This is a genomic window from Streptomyces galbus, from assembly GCF_005280195.1.
Taxonomy (GTDB): domain Bacteria; phylum Actinomycetota; class Actinomycetes; order Streptomycetales; family Streptomycetaceae; genus Streptomyces; species Streptomyces galbus.
Map to the genome: position 1 here is coordinate 56,704 of NZ_SZPR01000020.1, position 13,366 is coordinate 70,069.

Sequence of the window (13,366 nt, forward strand, 5' to 3'; positions counted from 1 at the left end):
GGGCCACGGCCGGCCCCGGCCGCGGTCGGCTCAGGGCCAGACCAGGCAGTACGGCTGGTGTCCCGCCTCGTGCAGGCGGTGCGAGAAGTCCTGCCACTCGTGCAGGAGCTGGTACACGTTGAACGCGTCCCGCGGGCCGCCCCGGTCCGGGACCGTCGACCAGATGAACGCCGCCGCGCCGACCGCTTCCTCGCCTATGTCGCGCAGGGGGTCGACGACCGTCATGGGGAGCTTCACGACCGCGTAATCGGGGTGCAGGACGACCAGTTCCAGCGGGGGGACCTTGTGCAGGGGGACGCCCTCGATGCCGGTGAGGACCATCGCGGCCATGGTCTCGGGCTTGATCTTGGTGAACATGCCGCCCATGCCGAGTTCGTCGCCGCCGAGTTCCTCGGGGCGCATCGAGATCGGGACCCGGGCCGCGGTCGCGCCGTCCGGCGCGCCGAAGTACTTGTACGTCACCCCCACCCGACCACCATTCCTGCTCCCGGCCCGCAGCGGCTCCACCCGGCCCAGCCGGTCGATCCGCTCGGACTCGCTCGGTGCACCCTGTGCCTGACGTGCCTCGTTCGCTTCCTCCGCGTCGCGCCGGTGCCTTCCCCGCCGGGCACGTCGAGGACCCAGGTCGTCAGTCCCCTCGCCCAGTCCGCCACCGCGATGCATATCTCCACCCGACTGCTTTTCTAGGACGCGTGGCCCCCGCCGCGCAACCCGATCATCGTGTCAGTGACCTCCCCCACGGCCGCCCGCCGAAACGTGCGCTGAAACACCTCTCCGCGGGAGCGCAGGATCTGCCCGGTCCCTGACCATCACGGGCCGCACGGGCCGTCCGTTCAAGAACTCTGTGTATCAGGAGCCAGTTTCGCAGATCACCGGAGCCCGCATGAGTTCGATCACCGGGCGGCACCGACCCGCCCGCCCGTCCACGGGCCCCGCTGCTCCGTCGGCCCCCTGGCCTACCCTGAGGAGGTCACCCAGCATCCGGAGTCCGAGCAAGTCGGAGAAGGTCGGAGAAGTCGCAGGTCATGAGCGAAACGCCCTCTTCGGGAGCGCCCTCCGCGGCGCCCTACCCCTACGAAGCGCCTGTCTCCCAGGCACTGTTCGACCGCGCGGCCGCCGTCACGCCGGGCGGGGTGAACTCCCCGGTGCGCGCCTTCCGCGCGGTCGGCGGCACGCCCCGGTTCATGGTGTCCGGCCAGGGCGCCTGGCTCACCGACGCCGACGGGCGGGAGTACGTCGACCTGGTGTGCTCCTGGGGACCCATGATCCTCGGGCACTCCCACCCCGAGGTGATCGCCGCCGTGCAGGACGCCGTCGCGCGCGGTACGTCCTTCGGGACGCCCGGTGAGGGCGAGGTCGCCCTGGCCGAGGAGATCGTCGCGCGCGTGGCGCCCGTGGAGCAGGTGCGGCTGGTCTCCAGCGGCACCGAGGCCACCATGAGCGCCATCCGCCTGGCCCGCGGCTTCACCGGCCGCTCCAAGGTCATCAAGTTCGCCGGGTGCTACCACGGCCACGTCGACGCCCTCCTGGCCGCCGCCGGCTCCGGCGTCGCCACCTTCGCGCTGCCCGACACCCCGGGCGTCACCGGCGCCCAGGCCGGCGACACGATCGTGCTGCCGTACAACGACCTGGAGGCCGTGCAGGAGGCCTTCCACCGGCACCCCGGCGAGATCGCCTGCGTGATCACCGAGGCGTCCCCGGGCAACATGGGCGTCGTCCCGCCGCTGCCCGGCTTCAACCAGGGCCTGAAGGACGCCTGCGCCACCAACGGCGCCCTGTACATCTCCGACGAGGTCATGACCGGCTTCCGCACCAGCCGCAGCGGCTGGTACGGCATCGACGGCGTGGTCCCCGACCTGATGACCTTCGGCAAGGTCATGGGCGGCGGCTTCCCCGCGGCCGCGTTCGGCGGGCGCGCCGACGTCATGGCGCACCTCGCCCCCGCCGGGCCCGTCTACCAGGCCGGCACCCTCTCCGGGAACCCGATCGCCACCGCCGCCGGCCTCGCCCAGCTCCGCCTCCTCGACGACGCCGCCTACGCGCGGGTCAACGCCGTGTCCGAGCAGATCCAGGCGCTGGTCTCGGACGCGCTCGGCAAGGAGGGCGTCGCGCACACCGTGCAGAGCGCCTCCAACATGTTCTCGGTGTTCTTCACCGACCGTCCGGTGCGCACCTACGAGGACGCCCGGGCGCAGGAGTCGTACCGCTTCACCGCCTTCTTCCACGCCCTGCTCGCGAACGGCGTCTACCTGCCGCCGTCCTCGTTCGAGTCGTGGTTCGTGTCCACGGCCCACGACGAGCGGGCCCTTCAGACGATCGCCGACGCCCTCCCGGCGGCGGCCCGAGCCGCAGCGGAGGCCACGCCCGCATGAGCAGCAGCACCGACATCACCGTCGTCCACCTCATGCGGCACGGCGAGGTCGACAACCCGGACGGGGTCCTCTACGGCCGGCTGCCCGGCTACCACCTGTCCGAGCTCGGCCGGCAGATGGCCGACCGGGTCGCCGAGCACCTCTCCTCGCGCGACGTGACGTACGTCTGCGCCTCCCCGCTGGAGCGGGCGCAGGAGACCGCCACGCCGATCGCCAAGGCGCACGGCCTCGACCTGGCCACCGACGAGCGGCTGATCGAGGCGGAGAACACCTTCCAGGGCAAGACCTTCGGCGTCGGCGACGGCGCGCTGCGCCGGCCGGGCAACTGGAAGTACCTGGTCAACCCGATGAAGCCGTCCTGGGGCGAGCCGTACATCGACCAGGTCGTGCGGATGATGGGCGCGCTGGACTCCGCCAAGGAGCGGGCCCGGGGGCACGAGGCGGTGCTGGTGAGCCACCAGCTCCCGATCTGGATCGTGCGGTCGTACGTCGAGAAGCGCCGGCTGTGGCACGACCCGCGCAAGCGGCAGTGCACACTCGCCTCGCTGACGACGTTCACCTACCGCGGTGACCGCATCGTCTCCGTCGGCTACAGCGAGCCCGCCCGCGACCTGGTCCCGGCCCACCTCCTCGCCGGCGCCAAGCCGGTCAAGGGCCAGGTCAAGGGGCAGGGCAAGGCCTTCGGCGCCTGACCGTACCCGGGCGGCCACCGCACGTCACAGGGCGGCCGACCTGTTACGGAATCCGGACCTTTCCGCGGAACCCCCCCGTTCGTCGCGTCCTCTGACTGGGTGACCACCCAAGCACGTGAACGAACGGGGGACGCGCATGCGCATTCTCACCCGCAGGGGAGCACTCGGAATCGGCGCAGGCGCGGCGGCCTCCGCCGGACTGGCAGGCTGCGGCACCCTCACCTCCGGCACCGGATCGAGCGGATCGGACGGGTCCTCCGAGAGCCCGTCGGGCCGGCCGAGCGCCACCGCCACCGCGCGCCCCATCGGCGACGGGTCGACCTCCTTCACCGGCAAGCAACCCCACCAGCCGGGCAAGCCGGTGCCGCTGGAGCCGGGCCAGCAGCCCCCGCAGTTCGTCGTCTTCTCCTGGGACGGCGCCGGCGAGGTCGGCAACGGCCTCTTCCCGCGCTTCCTCGACCTCGCGCGCGAGCACGGCGCGTCCATGACCTTCTTCCTGTCCGGCCTGTACCTGCTGCCCGAGGCGAAGAAGCGGCTCTACGACCCGCCGAACAACGCCCGCGGCGCCTCCGACATCGGCTACCTCACCGACGGCCACATCAAGGAGACGCTGAAGAACGTCCGCCGCGCCTGGCTGGAGGGCCACGAGATCGGCACCCACTTCAACGGCCACTTCTGCGGCGAGGGACACGGCTCCGTCGCCCACTGGACGCCGCAGCAGTGGCGCAGCGAGATCGACCAGGCGAAGTCCTTCGTGAAGCAGTGGCGCACCAACACCGGCTGGACCGACCTGCCCGCCCTGCCCTTCGACTACGACAAGGAGCTGGTCGGCGGCCGCACGCCGTGCCTGCTCGGGCAGGACAACCTGCTGCCCACCGCCCGCGCCCTCGGCTGGCGCTACGACGCCTCCTCGCCCGGCGGCCGCCAGGTCTGGCCGCAGAAGCGGCAGGGGCTGTGGGACCTGCCGCTGCAGCAGGTGCCGTTCCCCGGCCGCAGCTTCGAGGTGCTGTCGATGGACTACAACATGCTCGCCAACCAGTCGATCAACTCGACCAACGCGCCCGCCCACAACTACCCGGCCTGGCGGCGGCAGGCGGCGCAGGCGTACATATCGGGCTTCCAGCGTGCGTACGAGACGAACCGGGCGCCGCTGTTCATAGGCAACCACTTCGAGCGCTGGAACGGCGGCATCTACATGGACGCCGTCGAGGAGGCGTTCACCCACATCGCCCGCGAGAAGGAGAAGGGCGCCGACGTCCGCCTCGTCTCCTTCCGGCAGTTCGTGGACTGGATGGACGTCCAGAAGCCCGAGGTGCTGGCCAGGCTGCGCACCCTGGAGGTCGGGCAGCAGCCGGCCGGCGGCTGGAAGACGTTCCTCGGCACCGCCGCCCAGAGCCCCTCGGGCACCGGCACGCAGAGCCCCGCGGCGTGAGGAAACCGCCGCCTGAAATGCGGGTTTCCGCCCGCAAGGGGGGTGGGCAAGATCCCCAGAACGGGCATGCGAAACTTTTCACATGAGTGCCGCCCGCCGCGCCGTACCCCTGCGCTCGACCAGCGCACCCCGCCCGTCCGGCTCACCCCGCCCCTCGGGCCCGTCAGGTTCCGGTGAATCCCCCCGCACGACCGCCCGGTCGACGCGGCGCACCGCCCTCGCGGTGGCCGCCGGCACCGCGGCCGCGGGGCTGCTGCTCACCGCGTGCGGCTCCGGAGGCACCTCCGGCGGGGGCGGCGACACCAACTTCGTCATGGGCAAGGACGGCATCTCCACCGTCGACCGCGGCAAGCGGACCACCGCCCCCGACCTGTCCGGCACCGCCCTGGACGGCAAGCGGCTCGACGTCGCCTCCTACAAGGGCCAGGTCGTGGTCCTCAACGTCTGGGGGTCGTGGTGCTCGCCCTGCCGGGCCGAGGCACCCAACTTCGAGAAGGTCTACCGGCAGGTCAAGGCCCGGGGCGTGCAGTTCGTCGGCATCAACACCCGGGACACCAGCACCGCCAACGCCCTCGCCTTCGAGAAGCAGCAGGGCATCAGCTACCCCAGCCTGTACGACCCGGCGGGCAAGCTGCTGCTGCGCTTCAAGAAGGGCACCCTGAACCTCCAGGCGATCCCCTCCACCCTGGTCCTCGACCGGCAGGGCCGGATCGCCGCGCGCTCGCTGGCCCCGCTCAGCGAGACCAAGCTGCGCAAGATGATCGACCCGGTCCTCGCGGAGAAGTGACGTGACCGCAGTGTCGACGCTGGCCGCGGCCACCGATCCCAACCAGACCGTCCTGCACGGCGCCCTGCTGGTCGCCCTGCCGGTCGCGGTGCTCGGCGGCCTGGTCTCCTTCTTCTCCCCGTGCGTGCTGCCCCTGGTCCCCGGCTACCTCTCCTACGTGACCGGGGTCACCGGCACCGACCTCGCGGAGGCCAAGCGCGGCCGGATGGTCGCCGGCGCCTCCCTGTTCGTCCTCGGCTTCACCGCGGTGTTCGTCTCCAGCGGCGCCCTGTTCGGCTACTTCGGCGACACGCTCCAGGCCAACAAGGGCGTGCTGTCCAAGGTGCTCGGCGTGCTGATGATCGGCATGGGCGTGTTCTTCATGGGCCTGATGCCCTGGCTCACCCAGCGCGAGTTCCGCTTCCACCGCACGCCCACGACCGGGCTGATCGGCGCGCCCTTCCTGGGCGCCCTGTTCGGCATCGGCTGGACGCCCTGCATCGGCCCGACCCTCACCTCGGTCCTCGCCCTCTCCTACAACGAGGGCAGCGCGGGCCGCGGTGCCATACTGACCGTCGCCTACTGCCTCGGCCTCGGTGTGCCGTTCGTGCTCGCCGCGGTCGCCTTCCGCAAGGCGCTCGGTGCCTTCGCCTGGGTCAAGCGCCACTACGTCTGGGTGCTGAGGATCGGCGGCACGATGATGATCGTGACCGGTGTGCTGCTGCTCACCGGCGCCTGGGACCGCATCGTGCAGGACATGCAGACCTGGTCCAACGGCTTCACTGTGGGGATCTGACCGATGAGCAAGACCACCGCGCCCACCGACCCGACGGGCGAGCAGGAGCTGGCCGAGGCGGGCTCCCAGCTCTCCACCGCGCCCGACGAGTCCGCGCCCCAGCTTCCCGCGCTCGGCGTCGTCGGCTGGGCCCGCTGGTTCTGGCGGCAGCTCACCTCCATGCGGGTCGCGCTGCTGCTCCTGCTGCTGCTCGCGCTCGCCGCGATCCCCGGTTCGCTGATCCCGCAGACCGGCACCGACGCCACGAAGGTCGCCGCCTTCCGCTCGGCCCACACCACCCTCGGGCCGGTGTACGAGCGGCTCGGCCTGTTCCACGTGTACAGCTCGGTGTGGTTCTCCGCGATCTACATCCTGCTGTTCGTCTCCCTCATCGGCTGCATCGTGCCCCGCACCTGGCAGTTCGTCGGCCAGGTGCGCAGCCGCCCGCCGGGCGCCCCGCGGCGGCTGACCCGGCTGCCCGCGTACACCACCTGGCGCACCGAGGCGTCGCCGGAGCAGGTGCGCGAGGCCGCGCTGGCCCTGCTGAACAAGCGCCGCTTCCGGGCGCACACCGCCGGGGACGCGGTCGCCGCCGAGAAGGGCTACCTGCGCGAGATCGGCAACCTCGCCTTCCACGTCGCGCTGATCGTGCTGCTGGTCGCCTTCGGCTGGGGCCAGCTCTTCAAGTCCGAGGGCAACAAGCTGGTCGTCGAGGGCGACGGCTTCTCCAACACGCTCACCCAGTACGACGACTTCAAGTCCGGCAGCCTCTTCACCTCCGACGACCTGGTGCCGTTCAGCTTCCACCTGGACAAGTTCACCGGCACCTACGAGATGACCGGGCCCAACCGGGGCACCGCGCGCACCTTCCAGGCCGCCCTCACCTACAGCGAGGGCGCCTACGGCAAGGACAAGAAGACCATCGTCAAGGTCAACCACCCGCTGGAGATCGGCGACGCCAAGGTCTACCTCACCGCGCACGGCTACGCGCCCGTGATGACCGTCCGCGACGGCAAGGGCGACGTGGTCTACCGCGACGCCGTCCCGCTGCTGCCGCTGGACAACAACGTCACCTCGACCGGCGTGGTCAAGGTCATGGACGGCTACCGGAACGCCCGGGGCGTGACCGAGCAGCTCGGCATCAAGGCGTTCTTCTACCCGACGTTCGGCGGTGCGGGCACCGAGGCCGGCTCGCGGTTCCCGGCCCTGCTCAACCCGCTGCTGAACCTGGAGCCGTACCACGGCGACCTGGGCGTCGACTCGGGCATCCCGCAGAGCGTGTACCAGCTCGACAAGACCCACATGAAGGACTTCAAGGACGCCAAGGGCCTGCAGGTCCGCGGCAACCTCAAGCCCGGCGAGACCCTGACCCTGCCCGGCGGCGCCGGCTCGGTCACCTACGAGGGCACCAGGCAGTGGGCCAACTTCCAGGTGGTCCAGGAGCCGGGCGGCGGCTGGGCCCTGGCCGGCGCCCTCACCGCGATCTTCGGGCTCGCCGCGTCCCTGTTCATCCAGCGCCGCCGCGTGTGGGTGCGCGCCGTGCCGGGCGACGACGGCGTCACCGTCGTCGAGATGGCCGGGCTCGGCCGCAGCGAGTCCGCCAAGGTGCCCGAGGAGCTCGGCGACCTCGCCGGCCTCCTGTACGAACGGGCCCCCGGCGCCCCGGAGCCGGATCCCGACCCCGCAGTTTCCCCCGACCCCGACCCTCACGTCGTACCTGCCGAAGGGGCTGAGCAGCAGTGACCCTCGCCGCCGCCACCAACGAACACCTCGCGAACATCAGCAACACGCTGATCTACTCCGCGATGGCCGTCTACACCCTGGCCTTCTTCGCGTACATCCTCGAGTGGCTGTTCGGCAGCCGCAGCAAGGTCGGGCGCACCGCCGCCGCGCTGACCGCCGACGCCCGCGGGGCGAAGGCGCCGGCCGTCACCGTCCGCCGGAACGGCGGGACCGCCGTCCTGGAGCGGCCGGAGGTCGTCGTGCGCTCGGCGGCCGGGGCGCGGGACGTGCCCGACGGGCCCGGCGCGCACGGCGGTGACGAGCAGGGCGACCTGTACGGCCGGATCGCGGTCTCCCTCACCGTGCTGGCCTTCGCGGTGGAGCTGGCCGGCGTCATCGCCCGCGCGGCCTCCGTGGAGCGGGCGCCGTGGGGCAACATGTACGAGTTCAACATCACGTTCTCCACGGTCGCCGTCGGCGTCTACCTGGCCCTGCTGACGCTGCGGAAGAACGTCCGCTGGCTCGGCCTGTTCCTGACCACCACGGTCCTGCTCGACCTGGGCCTCGCGGTCACCGTCCTGTACACCGCGAGCGACCAGCTCGTCCCGGCGCTGCACTCGTACTGGCTGTACATCCACGTCTCCACCGCGATCTTCTGCGGCGCGGTGTTCTACGTCGGCGCGGTCGCCACGATCCTGTACCTCTTCAAGGACGGCTACGAGACCAAGCTGGCCGGCGGCGGCACGCCCGGCCGCTTCGCGAACTCCGTCCTGGACCGGCTGCCCTCCGCCGCGTCCCTGGACAAGTTCTCCTACCGGGTCAACGCGGCCGTCTTCCCGCTGTGGACGTTCACGATCATCGCGGGCGCCATCTGGGCGGGCGACGCCTGGGGCCGCTACTGGGGCTGGGACCCCAAGGAGACCTGGTCCTTCATCACCTGGGTCGCCTACGCCGGCTACCTGCACGCCCGCGCCACGGCCGGCTGGAAGGGCCGCAAGGCCGCCTACTTGGCCCTGATCGCCTTCGGCTGCTGGCTGTTCAACTACTACGGCGTCAACATCTTCGTCTCGGGCAAGCACTCCTACGCGGGCGTCTGAGCCGGTCAGGGGGCACCCTGGAGACATGACCGGTTCGATCGAACAGGGCACCAGCCAGACCCACGGGAACACGCACATCCTGCACTTTTTGGTGAAGTTCCCGCACCCGATGGAGGGGGTCTGGCCGGCGCTCTCCACCCCCGAGGGGCTCGGCGCCTGGTGGACCGCCGTCGACGTCCTGGAACCCCGGCTCGGCGGCACGGTCGCCCTGCGCGGCCTGGGCGCCGGCCAGGTCACCGCGTGGGACGTGGACCGGATCGCCGAGTACACCCTCGACGACGGCGCCCGCGTCCGCTTCCACCTGGAACCCGACGGCGGCCACGGCAGCGCCCTGCGCTTCTCCCACGAGTTCCGCGGCGAGGGCGACTCGGAACAGGACTGGCGCGACCGCTTCGAGCGCCTGATCGGGCAGCTCGGCTAGGTCGTGCCGGTCAGCCGACCCGCAGCAGCAGCTTGCCGGTGCTCGCCCGGGTCCCCATCAGCGTGTGGGCCCGCGCCGCGTCCGCCAGGTCGAACTCCGCGGTGACCGGCAGGGTCACGGTGCCGTCGACCGCCTTCGCGAACGCCCGCTCCGCCAGCGCCCGCAGGTCCGCCGGGGACGTCCTGGCCAGGGTCAAGACGGAGAAGCCGCCGACCGACCGGCCGCCCGGGTACAGCTCCGGCTGCCCCACGTGCCACGGCTCGGCGGAACTGGCGTTGCCGAAGGAGACCAGCCGCCCGAAGACCGCCAGCGAGACCAGGGACTGCCGGAAGGTCTCCCCGCCCACGGCGTCCAGGGCGAGGTCCACCCCCCGGCCGCCGGTCGCCGCCCGCACCCACGCGGACAGGCCGCCCGTTCCCGCGTCCGCCTCGACGTCCCCGACGTACACCTCGTCGTAACCGTGCTCGCGGGCGTACCGCGCCTTGGACTCCGACGACACCACCCCGTACACCGCGCCCGCGCCCGCCGCGCGCGCCAGCTGGCCCGCCACGGTGCCGACGCCGCCCGCCGCGCCCTGCACGAGGACGCTCTCGCCGGGCTGGAGCCGGCCCACGGAGTGCAGCAGCGCGTACGCCGTCGGCAGCACCGTCGGCAGGGTGGCCGCCGTGCGCAGGCCGACGCCCGCCGGGAGCGGGAAGACGGTCGCCGCGTCGGCGACGACGACCTCGGCGTACGCCCCGCCCTCGGTCAGCGCGGCCACCTCCTGGCCGGCGGTCAGCCCCGTCACGCCCGCGCCGACGGCCCGTACCCGGCCGGAGACCTCCAGGCCGGGGCGGTGGGGGAGGGCGGGCACCCGGTAGCCCTCGGAACGCGCCTTGAGGTCGGCGAAGTTGACGCCCGTCCAGGCCACGTCCACGCTCACCTGGCCGGGCCCCGGCTCGGGCACCTCGGCGTCCACGACCCGCAGGACCTCGGGACCGCCGTACTCCTGGAACTCGATCGCGCGCATGCCGCAGCCGTCCTTCCGGCACGAGGGGGAGCCGTAGAGGTTCGATGACCGTCAAACTACGACGGTCATCGAACAAGCGCAAGGGTGCCGGACTGCCGCGGCCCCGTCAGGAGCCCTGCGCGTCCTCGCCCCGCTCCTTGCGGCGCAGCTCCTCCTCGCGGCGGCGCAGGTCCGCCTCCCAGTCCTTCAGCAGCGCCTCGTCGCGCTTGTTCTCCTCGGCGAGGGACTTCAGGAACTCGGGGTTGTCGTCCGGGGCGACGTACCGGGGGCGGTGGTCGCGGTGCCACTCGGAGGGGGTGCGCCCGCCCGCCGGCGCGGTGCGCGCCTTGCCCGCGGCCAGCCACGCGATCGGGCCGACGATCCAGAACAGCAGGATGATGAACACCCAGGCGATCTTCGGCAGGTGCCGGGCCTCGTCCTCGGGCGTGTTCAGGCAGTCGATGAACGCGAAGATCGTCAGCGCCAGCGGCACGAGGTACATCAACAGCCGGAACATGGTGGTGCGACCCCCAGGAGACGGTTGCGGGGCCCCGAGGGCCCCGATGACGCGCACAGGGTAGCGGGTGGCCGCGGACCCCTCCCACCCGGCGGCCGGGGCAGGGTCATAGCGGGGCAAAGGGGAACCGGCCCGGCCGGCCGCGGACGGCCCCGCGCGCGGGACGGGCCAGGGCCTCGGCGATACTGGGACGCATGGCTTACGACGATCTTCGTTCCCTGCTCAGGGCACTGGAACGCGAAGGCGACCTCAAGCGCGTCAAGGCGGAGGTCGATCCGTACCTGGAGGTCGGGGAGATCGTCGACCGGGTCCAGAAGTCCGGCGGGCCCGCGCTGCTCTTCGAGAACGTGCGCGGCTCCGACATGCCGCTCGCCATGAACGTCTTCGGCACCGACCGCCGCCTGCTCAAGGCGCTCGGGCTGTCCTCGTACGGCGACATCTCCGACAAGATCGGCGGGCTGCTGCGGCCCGAGCTGCCGCACGGGTTCGTCGGCGTGCGCGAGGCGTTCGGCAAGCTCGGCGCGATGACCCACGTGCCGCCGAAGAAGGTCAAGGACGCCCCCGTGCAGGAGGTCGTCCTGCGCGGCGACGACGTCGACCTCGACCGGCTGCCCGCGCTGTTCACCTGGCCCCAGGACGGCGGGTCCTTCTTCAACCTGGGACTCACCCACACCAAGGACCCCGAGAGCGGGATCCGCAACCTCGGCCTGTACCGCCTCCAGCGCCACGACAAGCGGACCATCGGCATGCACTGGCAGATCCACAAGGACAGCCGCAACCACTACCAGGTCGCCGCCCGGCGCGGCGAGCGGCTGCCCGTCGCCATCGCCTTCGGCTGCCCGCCCGCCGTCACCTACGCCTCCACCGCCCCGCTGCCCGGCGACATCGACGAGTACCTCTTCGCCGGGTTCGTCGCGGGCAAGCGCATCGAGATGGTCGACTGCAAGACGGTCCCGCTCCAGGTGCCCGCGCAGGCCGAGGTCGTCCTGGAGGGCTGGCTGGAGCCCGGCGAGATGCGGCCCGAGGGCCCCTTCGGCGACCACACCGGCTTCTACACCCCGCAGGAGCCCTTCCCGGCGCTGACCATCGACTGCGTCACGATGCGCCGCAAGCCCCTGCTGCAGTCGATCGTCGTGGGCCGTCCCCCGACCGAGGACGGGCCGCTGGGCCGCGCGACGGAACGCTTCTTCCTGCCCCTGCTGAAGATCATCGTCCCGGACATCGTGGACTACCACCTGCCCGAGGCCGGCGGCTTCCACAACTGCGCGATCGTCTCGATCGACAAGAAGTACCCCAAGCACGCCCAGAAGGTGATGCACGCCGTCTGGGGCGCGCACATGATGTCGCTGACCAAGCTGATCGTGGTCGTCGACGCCGACTGCGACGTGCACGACCTGCACGAGGTCGCCTGGCGCGCCCTCGGCAACACCGACTACGCCCGCGACCTCACGGTGGTCGAGGGCCCCGTCGACCACCTCGACCACGCCTCCTACCAGCAGTTCTGGGGCGGCAAGGCGGGCATCGACGCGACGCGGAAGTGGCCGGAGGAGGGGTACACCCGCGACGGCGGGTGGCCCGAGATGGTCCTGTCCGACCCGGACACCGCGGCCCTGGTCGACCGCCGCTGGAAGGAGTACGGCCTGTGAGCTCAGCGTCCGCCGCGATCCCCACGCCGGGGCGCACCAAGGCGTTCCTGCGCCTGGTGATGATCGAGCACTCCGTGTTCGCGCTGCCCTTCGCCTACATCGCCTCGCTGACCGCGATGTACGCCTGGGACCGCAACATCCACTGGGGCCGGCTGCTGCTGGTCACCGTCTGCATGGTGGGCCTGCGCACCTTCGCCATGGCGGTCAACCGGATCATCGACCGCGAGATCGACGCCCGCAACCCGCGCACCGCGCAGCGGGAGCTGGTCACCGGCGCGATGTCCGTCCGGCACGCCTGGACCGGCGCGCTGATCGCCCTGGTGGTGTTCCTCGGCGCGGCCGCGCTGCTGAACCCGCTGTGCCTGGCGCTCGCCCCGGTCGCGGTGGTCCCGATGGTGGTGTACCCGTACGGCAAGCGGTTCACGAACTTCCCGCAGGCCATCCTCGGCATCGCCCAGGCCATGGGCCCGATCGGCGGCTGGCTCGCGATCAGCGGCGAGTGGTCCTGGGACGCGGTGATCCTCGGCCTGGCGGTCGGCATCTGGATCGGCGGCTTCGACCTGATCTACGCCTGCCAGGACGTGGAGACCGACCGCCGGATCGGCGTGCGCTCGGTCCCGGCCCGCTTCGGCATCCCGGCCGCGATCTGGGCGGCGCGCGGCTGCCACGTGGTCACCACGGCCCTGTTCGCCTGGTACGCGGTCGCCACCGACGCGGGCGCCTTCTTCTGGCTGGGCCTGCTGATCGTCGCGGGCGCCTTCGTCTACGAGCACTCCTTGGTCCGCCCGCACGACCTGTCCCGCCTGAACCGCGCCTTCTTCAGTGTGAACGGGTTCATCGGCATCGCCCTGTTCGTGTGCGCGCTGCTGGACCTGCTGGTGCGGGGGTTGACGCCGTAGCGGAACGCGGGGCCGGACCCGGGCGCGGGGCCCGAAGGG

13 protein-coding genes are annotated in these 13,366 nt (G+C 71.8%); 10 read left to right on the forward strand and 3 right to left on the reverse strand.

What is annotated here, in order from left to right:
* Window positions 1–30: 30 nt before the first annotated feature.
* Complete coding sequence (locus E4U92_RS25880) at window positions 31–663, reverse strand: hypothetical protein (RefSeq protein WP_174864018.1); 633 nt, start codon at window positions 661–663, stop codon at window positions 31–33.
* Between the two features lie 362 nt (window positions 664–1,025).
* Between E4U92_RS25880 and hemL the strand changes: the two genes are divergently transcribed.
* The 8 genes from hemL to E4U92_RS25925 all read left to right on the forward strand — a co-directional run bounded on the left by hemL (window position 1,026) and on the right by E4U92_RS25925 (window position 9,277).
* On the forward strand, window positions 1,026–2,372 hold the full coding sequence (gene hemL, locus E4U92_RS25890; protein ID WP_137302881.1) for a glutamate-1-semialdehyde 2,1-aminomutase: 1,347 nt from the start codon (window positions 1,026–1,028) through the stop codon (window positions 2,370–2,372).
* Window positions 2,369–3,064, forward strand: coding sequence for a histidine phosphatase family protein (locus tag E4U92_RS25895; RefSeq protein WP_137302882.1), 696 nt, complete (start codon window positions 2,369–2,371; stop codon window positions 3,062–3,064). The genes hemL and E4U92_RS25895 overlap by 4 nt, the downstream gene beginning before the upstream one ends.
* Before the next feature lie 136 nt (window positions 3,065–3,200).
* Window positions 3,201–4,496 carry a polysaccharide deacetylase family protein gene (locus E4U92_RS25900; RefSeq protein WP_137302883.1) on the forward strand — a complete coding sequence of 432 codons (1,296 nt, stop codon included), beginning with the start codon at window positions 3,201–3,203 and terminating at the stop codon, window positions 4,494–4,496.
* 82 nt (window positions 4,497–4,578) lie between these two features.
* Complete coding sequence (locus E4U92_RS25905) at window positions 4,579–5,283, forward strand: TlpA family protein disulfide reductase (protein WP_137302884.1); 705 nt, start codon at window positions 4,579–4,581, stop codon at window positions 5,281–5,283.
* Window position 5,284: 1 nt separating this feature from the next.
* Window positions 5,285–6,058 (forward strand): cytochrome c biogenesis CcdA family protein, encoded by a 774-nt coding sequence (locus E4U92_RS25910; protein WP_067240580.1) that lies wholly within the window; start codon window positions 5,285–5,287, stop codon window positions 6,056–6,058.
* A gap of 3 nt (window positions 6,059–6,061) precedes the next feature.
* Window positions 6,062–7,780 carry a cytochrome c biogenesis protein ResB gene (resB, locus tag E4U92_RS25915; protein ID WP_137302885.1) on the forward strand — a complete coding sequence of 573 codons (1,719 nt, stop codon included), beginning with the start codon at window positions 6,062–6,064 and terminating at the stop codon, window positions 7,778–7,780.
* Window positions 7,777–8,856 (forward strand): c-type cytochrome biogenesis protein CcsB, encoded by a 1,080-nt coding sequence (gene ccsB, locus E4U92_RS25920; RefSeq protein WP_137302886.1) that lies wholly within the window; start codon window positions 7,777–7,779, stop codon window positions 8,854–8,856. Before resB ends, ccsB begins: the two co-directional genes overlap by 4 nt.
* Window positions 8,857–8,881: 25 nt before the next feature.
* Window positions 8,882–9,277: an SRPBCC domain-containing protein gene (locus E4U92_RS25925; protein WP_137302887.1), complete on the forward strand. Its 396-nt coding sequence runs from the start codon at window positions 8,882–8,884 to the stop codon at window positions 9,275–9,277.
* 10 nt (window positions 9,278–9,287) lie between these two features.
* Here the strand turns inward: E4U92_RS25925 and E4U92_RS25930 are convergent, their stop codons facing one another.
* Both E4U92_RS25930 and E4U92_RS25935 read right to left on the reverse strand, forming a co-directional pair.
* On the reverse strand, window positions 9,288–10,286 hold the full coding sequence (locus E4U92_RS25930; protein ID WP_137302888.1) for a quinone oxidoreductase family protein: 999 nt from the start codon (window positions 10,284–10,286) through the stop codon (window positions 9,288–9,290).
* Between the two features lie 106 nt (window positions 10,287–10,392).
* Window positions 10,393–10,782 (reverse strand): PLD nuclease N-terminal domain-containing protein, encoded by a 390-nt coding sequence (locus tag E4U92_RS25935; protein ID WP_137302889.1) that lies wholly within the window; start codon window positions 10,780–10,782, stop codon window positions 10,393–10,395.
* A 194-nt stretch (window positions 10,783–10,976) separates the two neighbouring features.
* Between E4U92_RS25935 and E4U92_RS25940 the strand changes: the two genes are divergently transcribed.
* Both E4U92_RS25940 and mqnP read left to right on the forward strand, forming a co-directional pair.
* Window positions 10,977–12,428, forward strand: coding sequence for a menaquinone biosynthesis decarboxylase (locus E4U92_RS25940; RefSeq protein ID WP_137302890.1), 1,452 nt, complete (start codon window positions 10,977–10,979; stop codon window positions 12,426–12,428).
* Window positions 12,425–13,327, forward strand: a complete 903-nt coding sequence (gene mqnP / locus E4U92_RS25945) for a menaquinone biosynthesis prenyltransferase MqnP (protein ID WP_137302891.1) — start codon at window positions 12,425–12,427, stop codon at window positions 13,325–13,327. The genes E4U92_RS25940 and mqnP overlap by 4 nt, the downstream gene beginning before the upstream one ends.
* Window positions 13,328–13,366 lie beyond the last annotated feature (39 nt).

Bases quoted from the DNA above. Each gene is read 5' to 3' on its own strand.
- E4U92_RS25925 (WP_137302887.1), top strand. From the start codon at position 8,882: ATGACCGGTTCGATCGAACAGGGCACCAGCCAGACCCACGGGAACACG.
- E4U92_RS25905 (WP_137302884.1), top strand. From the start codon at position 4,579: ATGAGTGCCGCCCGCCGCGCCGTACCCCTGCGCTCGACCAGCGCACCC.
- resB (WP_137302885.1), top strand. From the start codon at position 6,062: ATGAGCAAGACCACCGCGCCCACCGACCCGACGGGCGAGCAGGAGCTG.
- E4U92_RS25940 (WP_137302890.1), top strand. From the start codon at position 10,977: ATGGCTTACGACGATCTTCGTTCCCTGCTCAGGGCACTGGAACGCGAA.
- E4U92_RS25935 (WP_137302889.1), bottom strand. From the start codon at position 10,782: ATGTTCCGGCTGTTGATGTACCTCGTGCCGCTGGCGCTGACGATCTTC.
- E4U92_RS25880 (WP_174864018.1), bottom strand. From the start codon at position 663: ATGCATCGCGGTGGCGGACTGGGCGAGGGGACTGACGACCTGGGTCCT.
- hemL (WP_137302881.1), top strand. From the start codon at position 1,026: ATGAGCGAAACGCCCTCTTCGGGAGCGCCCTCCGCGGCGCCCTACCCC.
- E4U92_RS25930 (WP_137302888.1), bottom strand. From the start codon at position 10,286: ATGCGCGCGATCGAGTTCCAGGAGTACGGCGGTCCCGAGGTCCTGCGG.
- E4U92_RS25895 (WP_137302882.1), top strand. From the start codon at position 2,369: ATGAGCAGCAGCACCGACATCACCGTCGTCCACCTCATGCGGCACGGC.
- E4U92_RS25900 (WP_137302883.1), top strand. From the start codon at position 3,201: ATGCGCATTCTCACCCGCAGGGGAGCACTCGGAATCGGCGCAGGCGCG.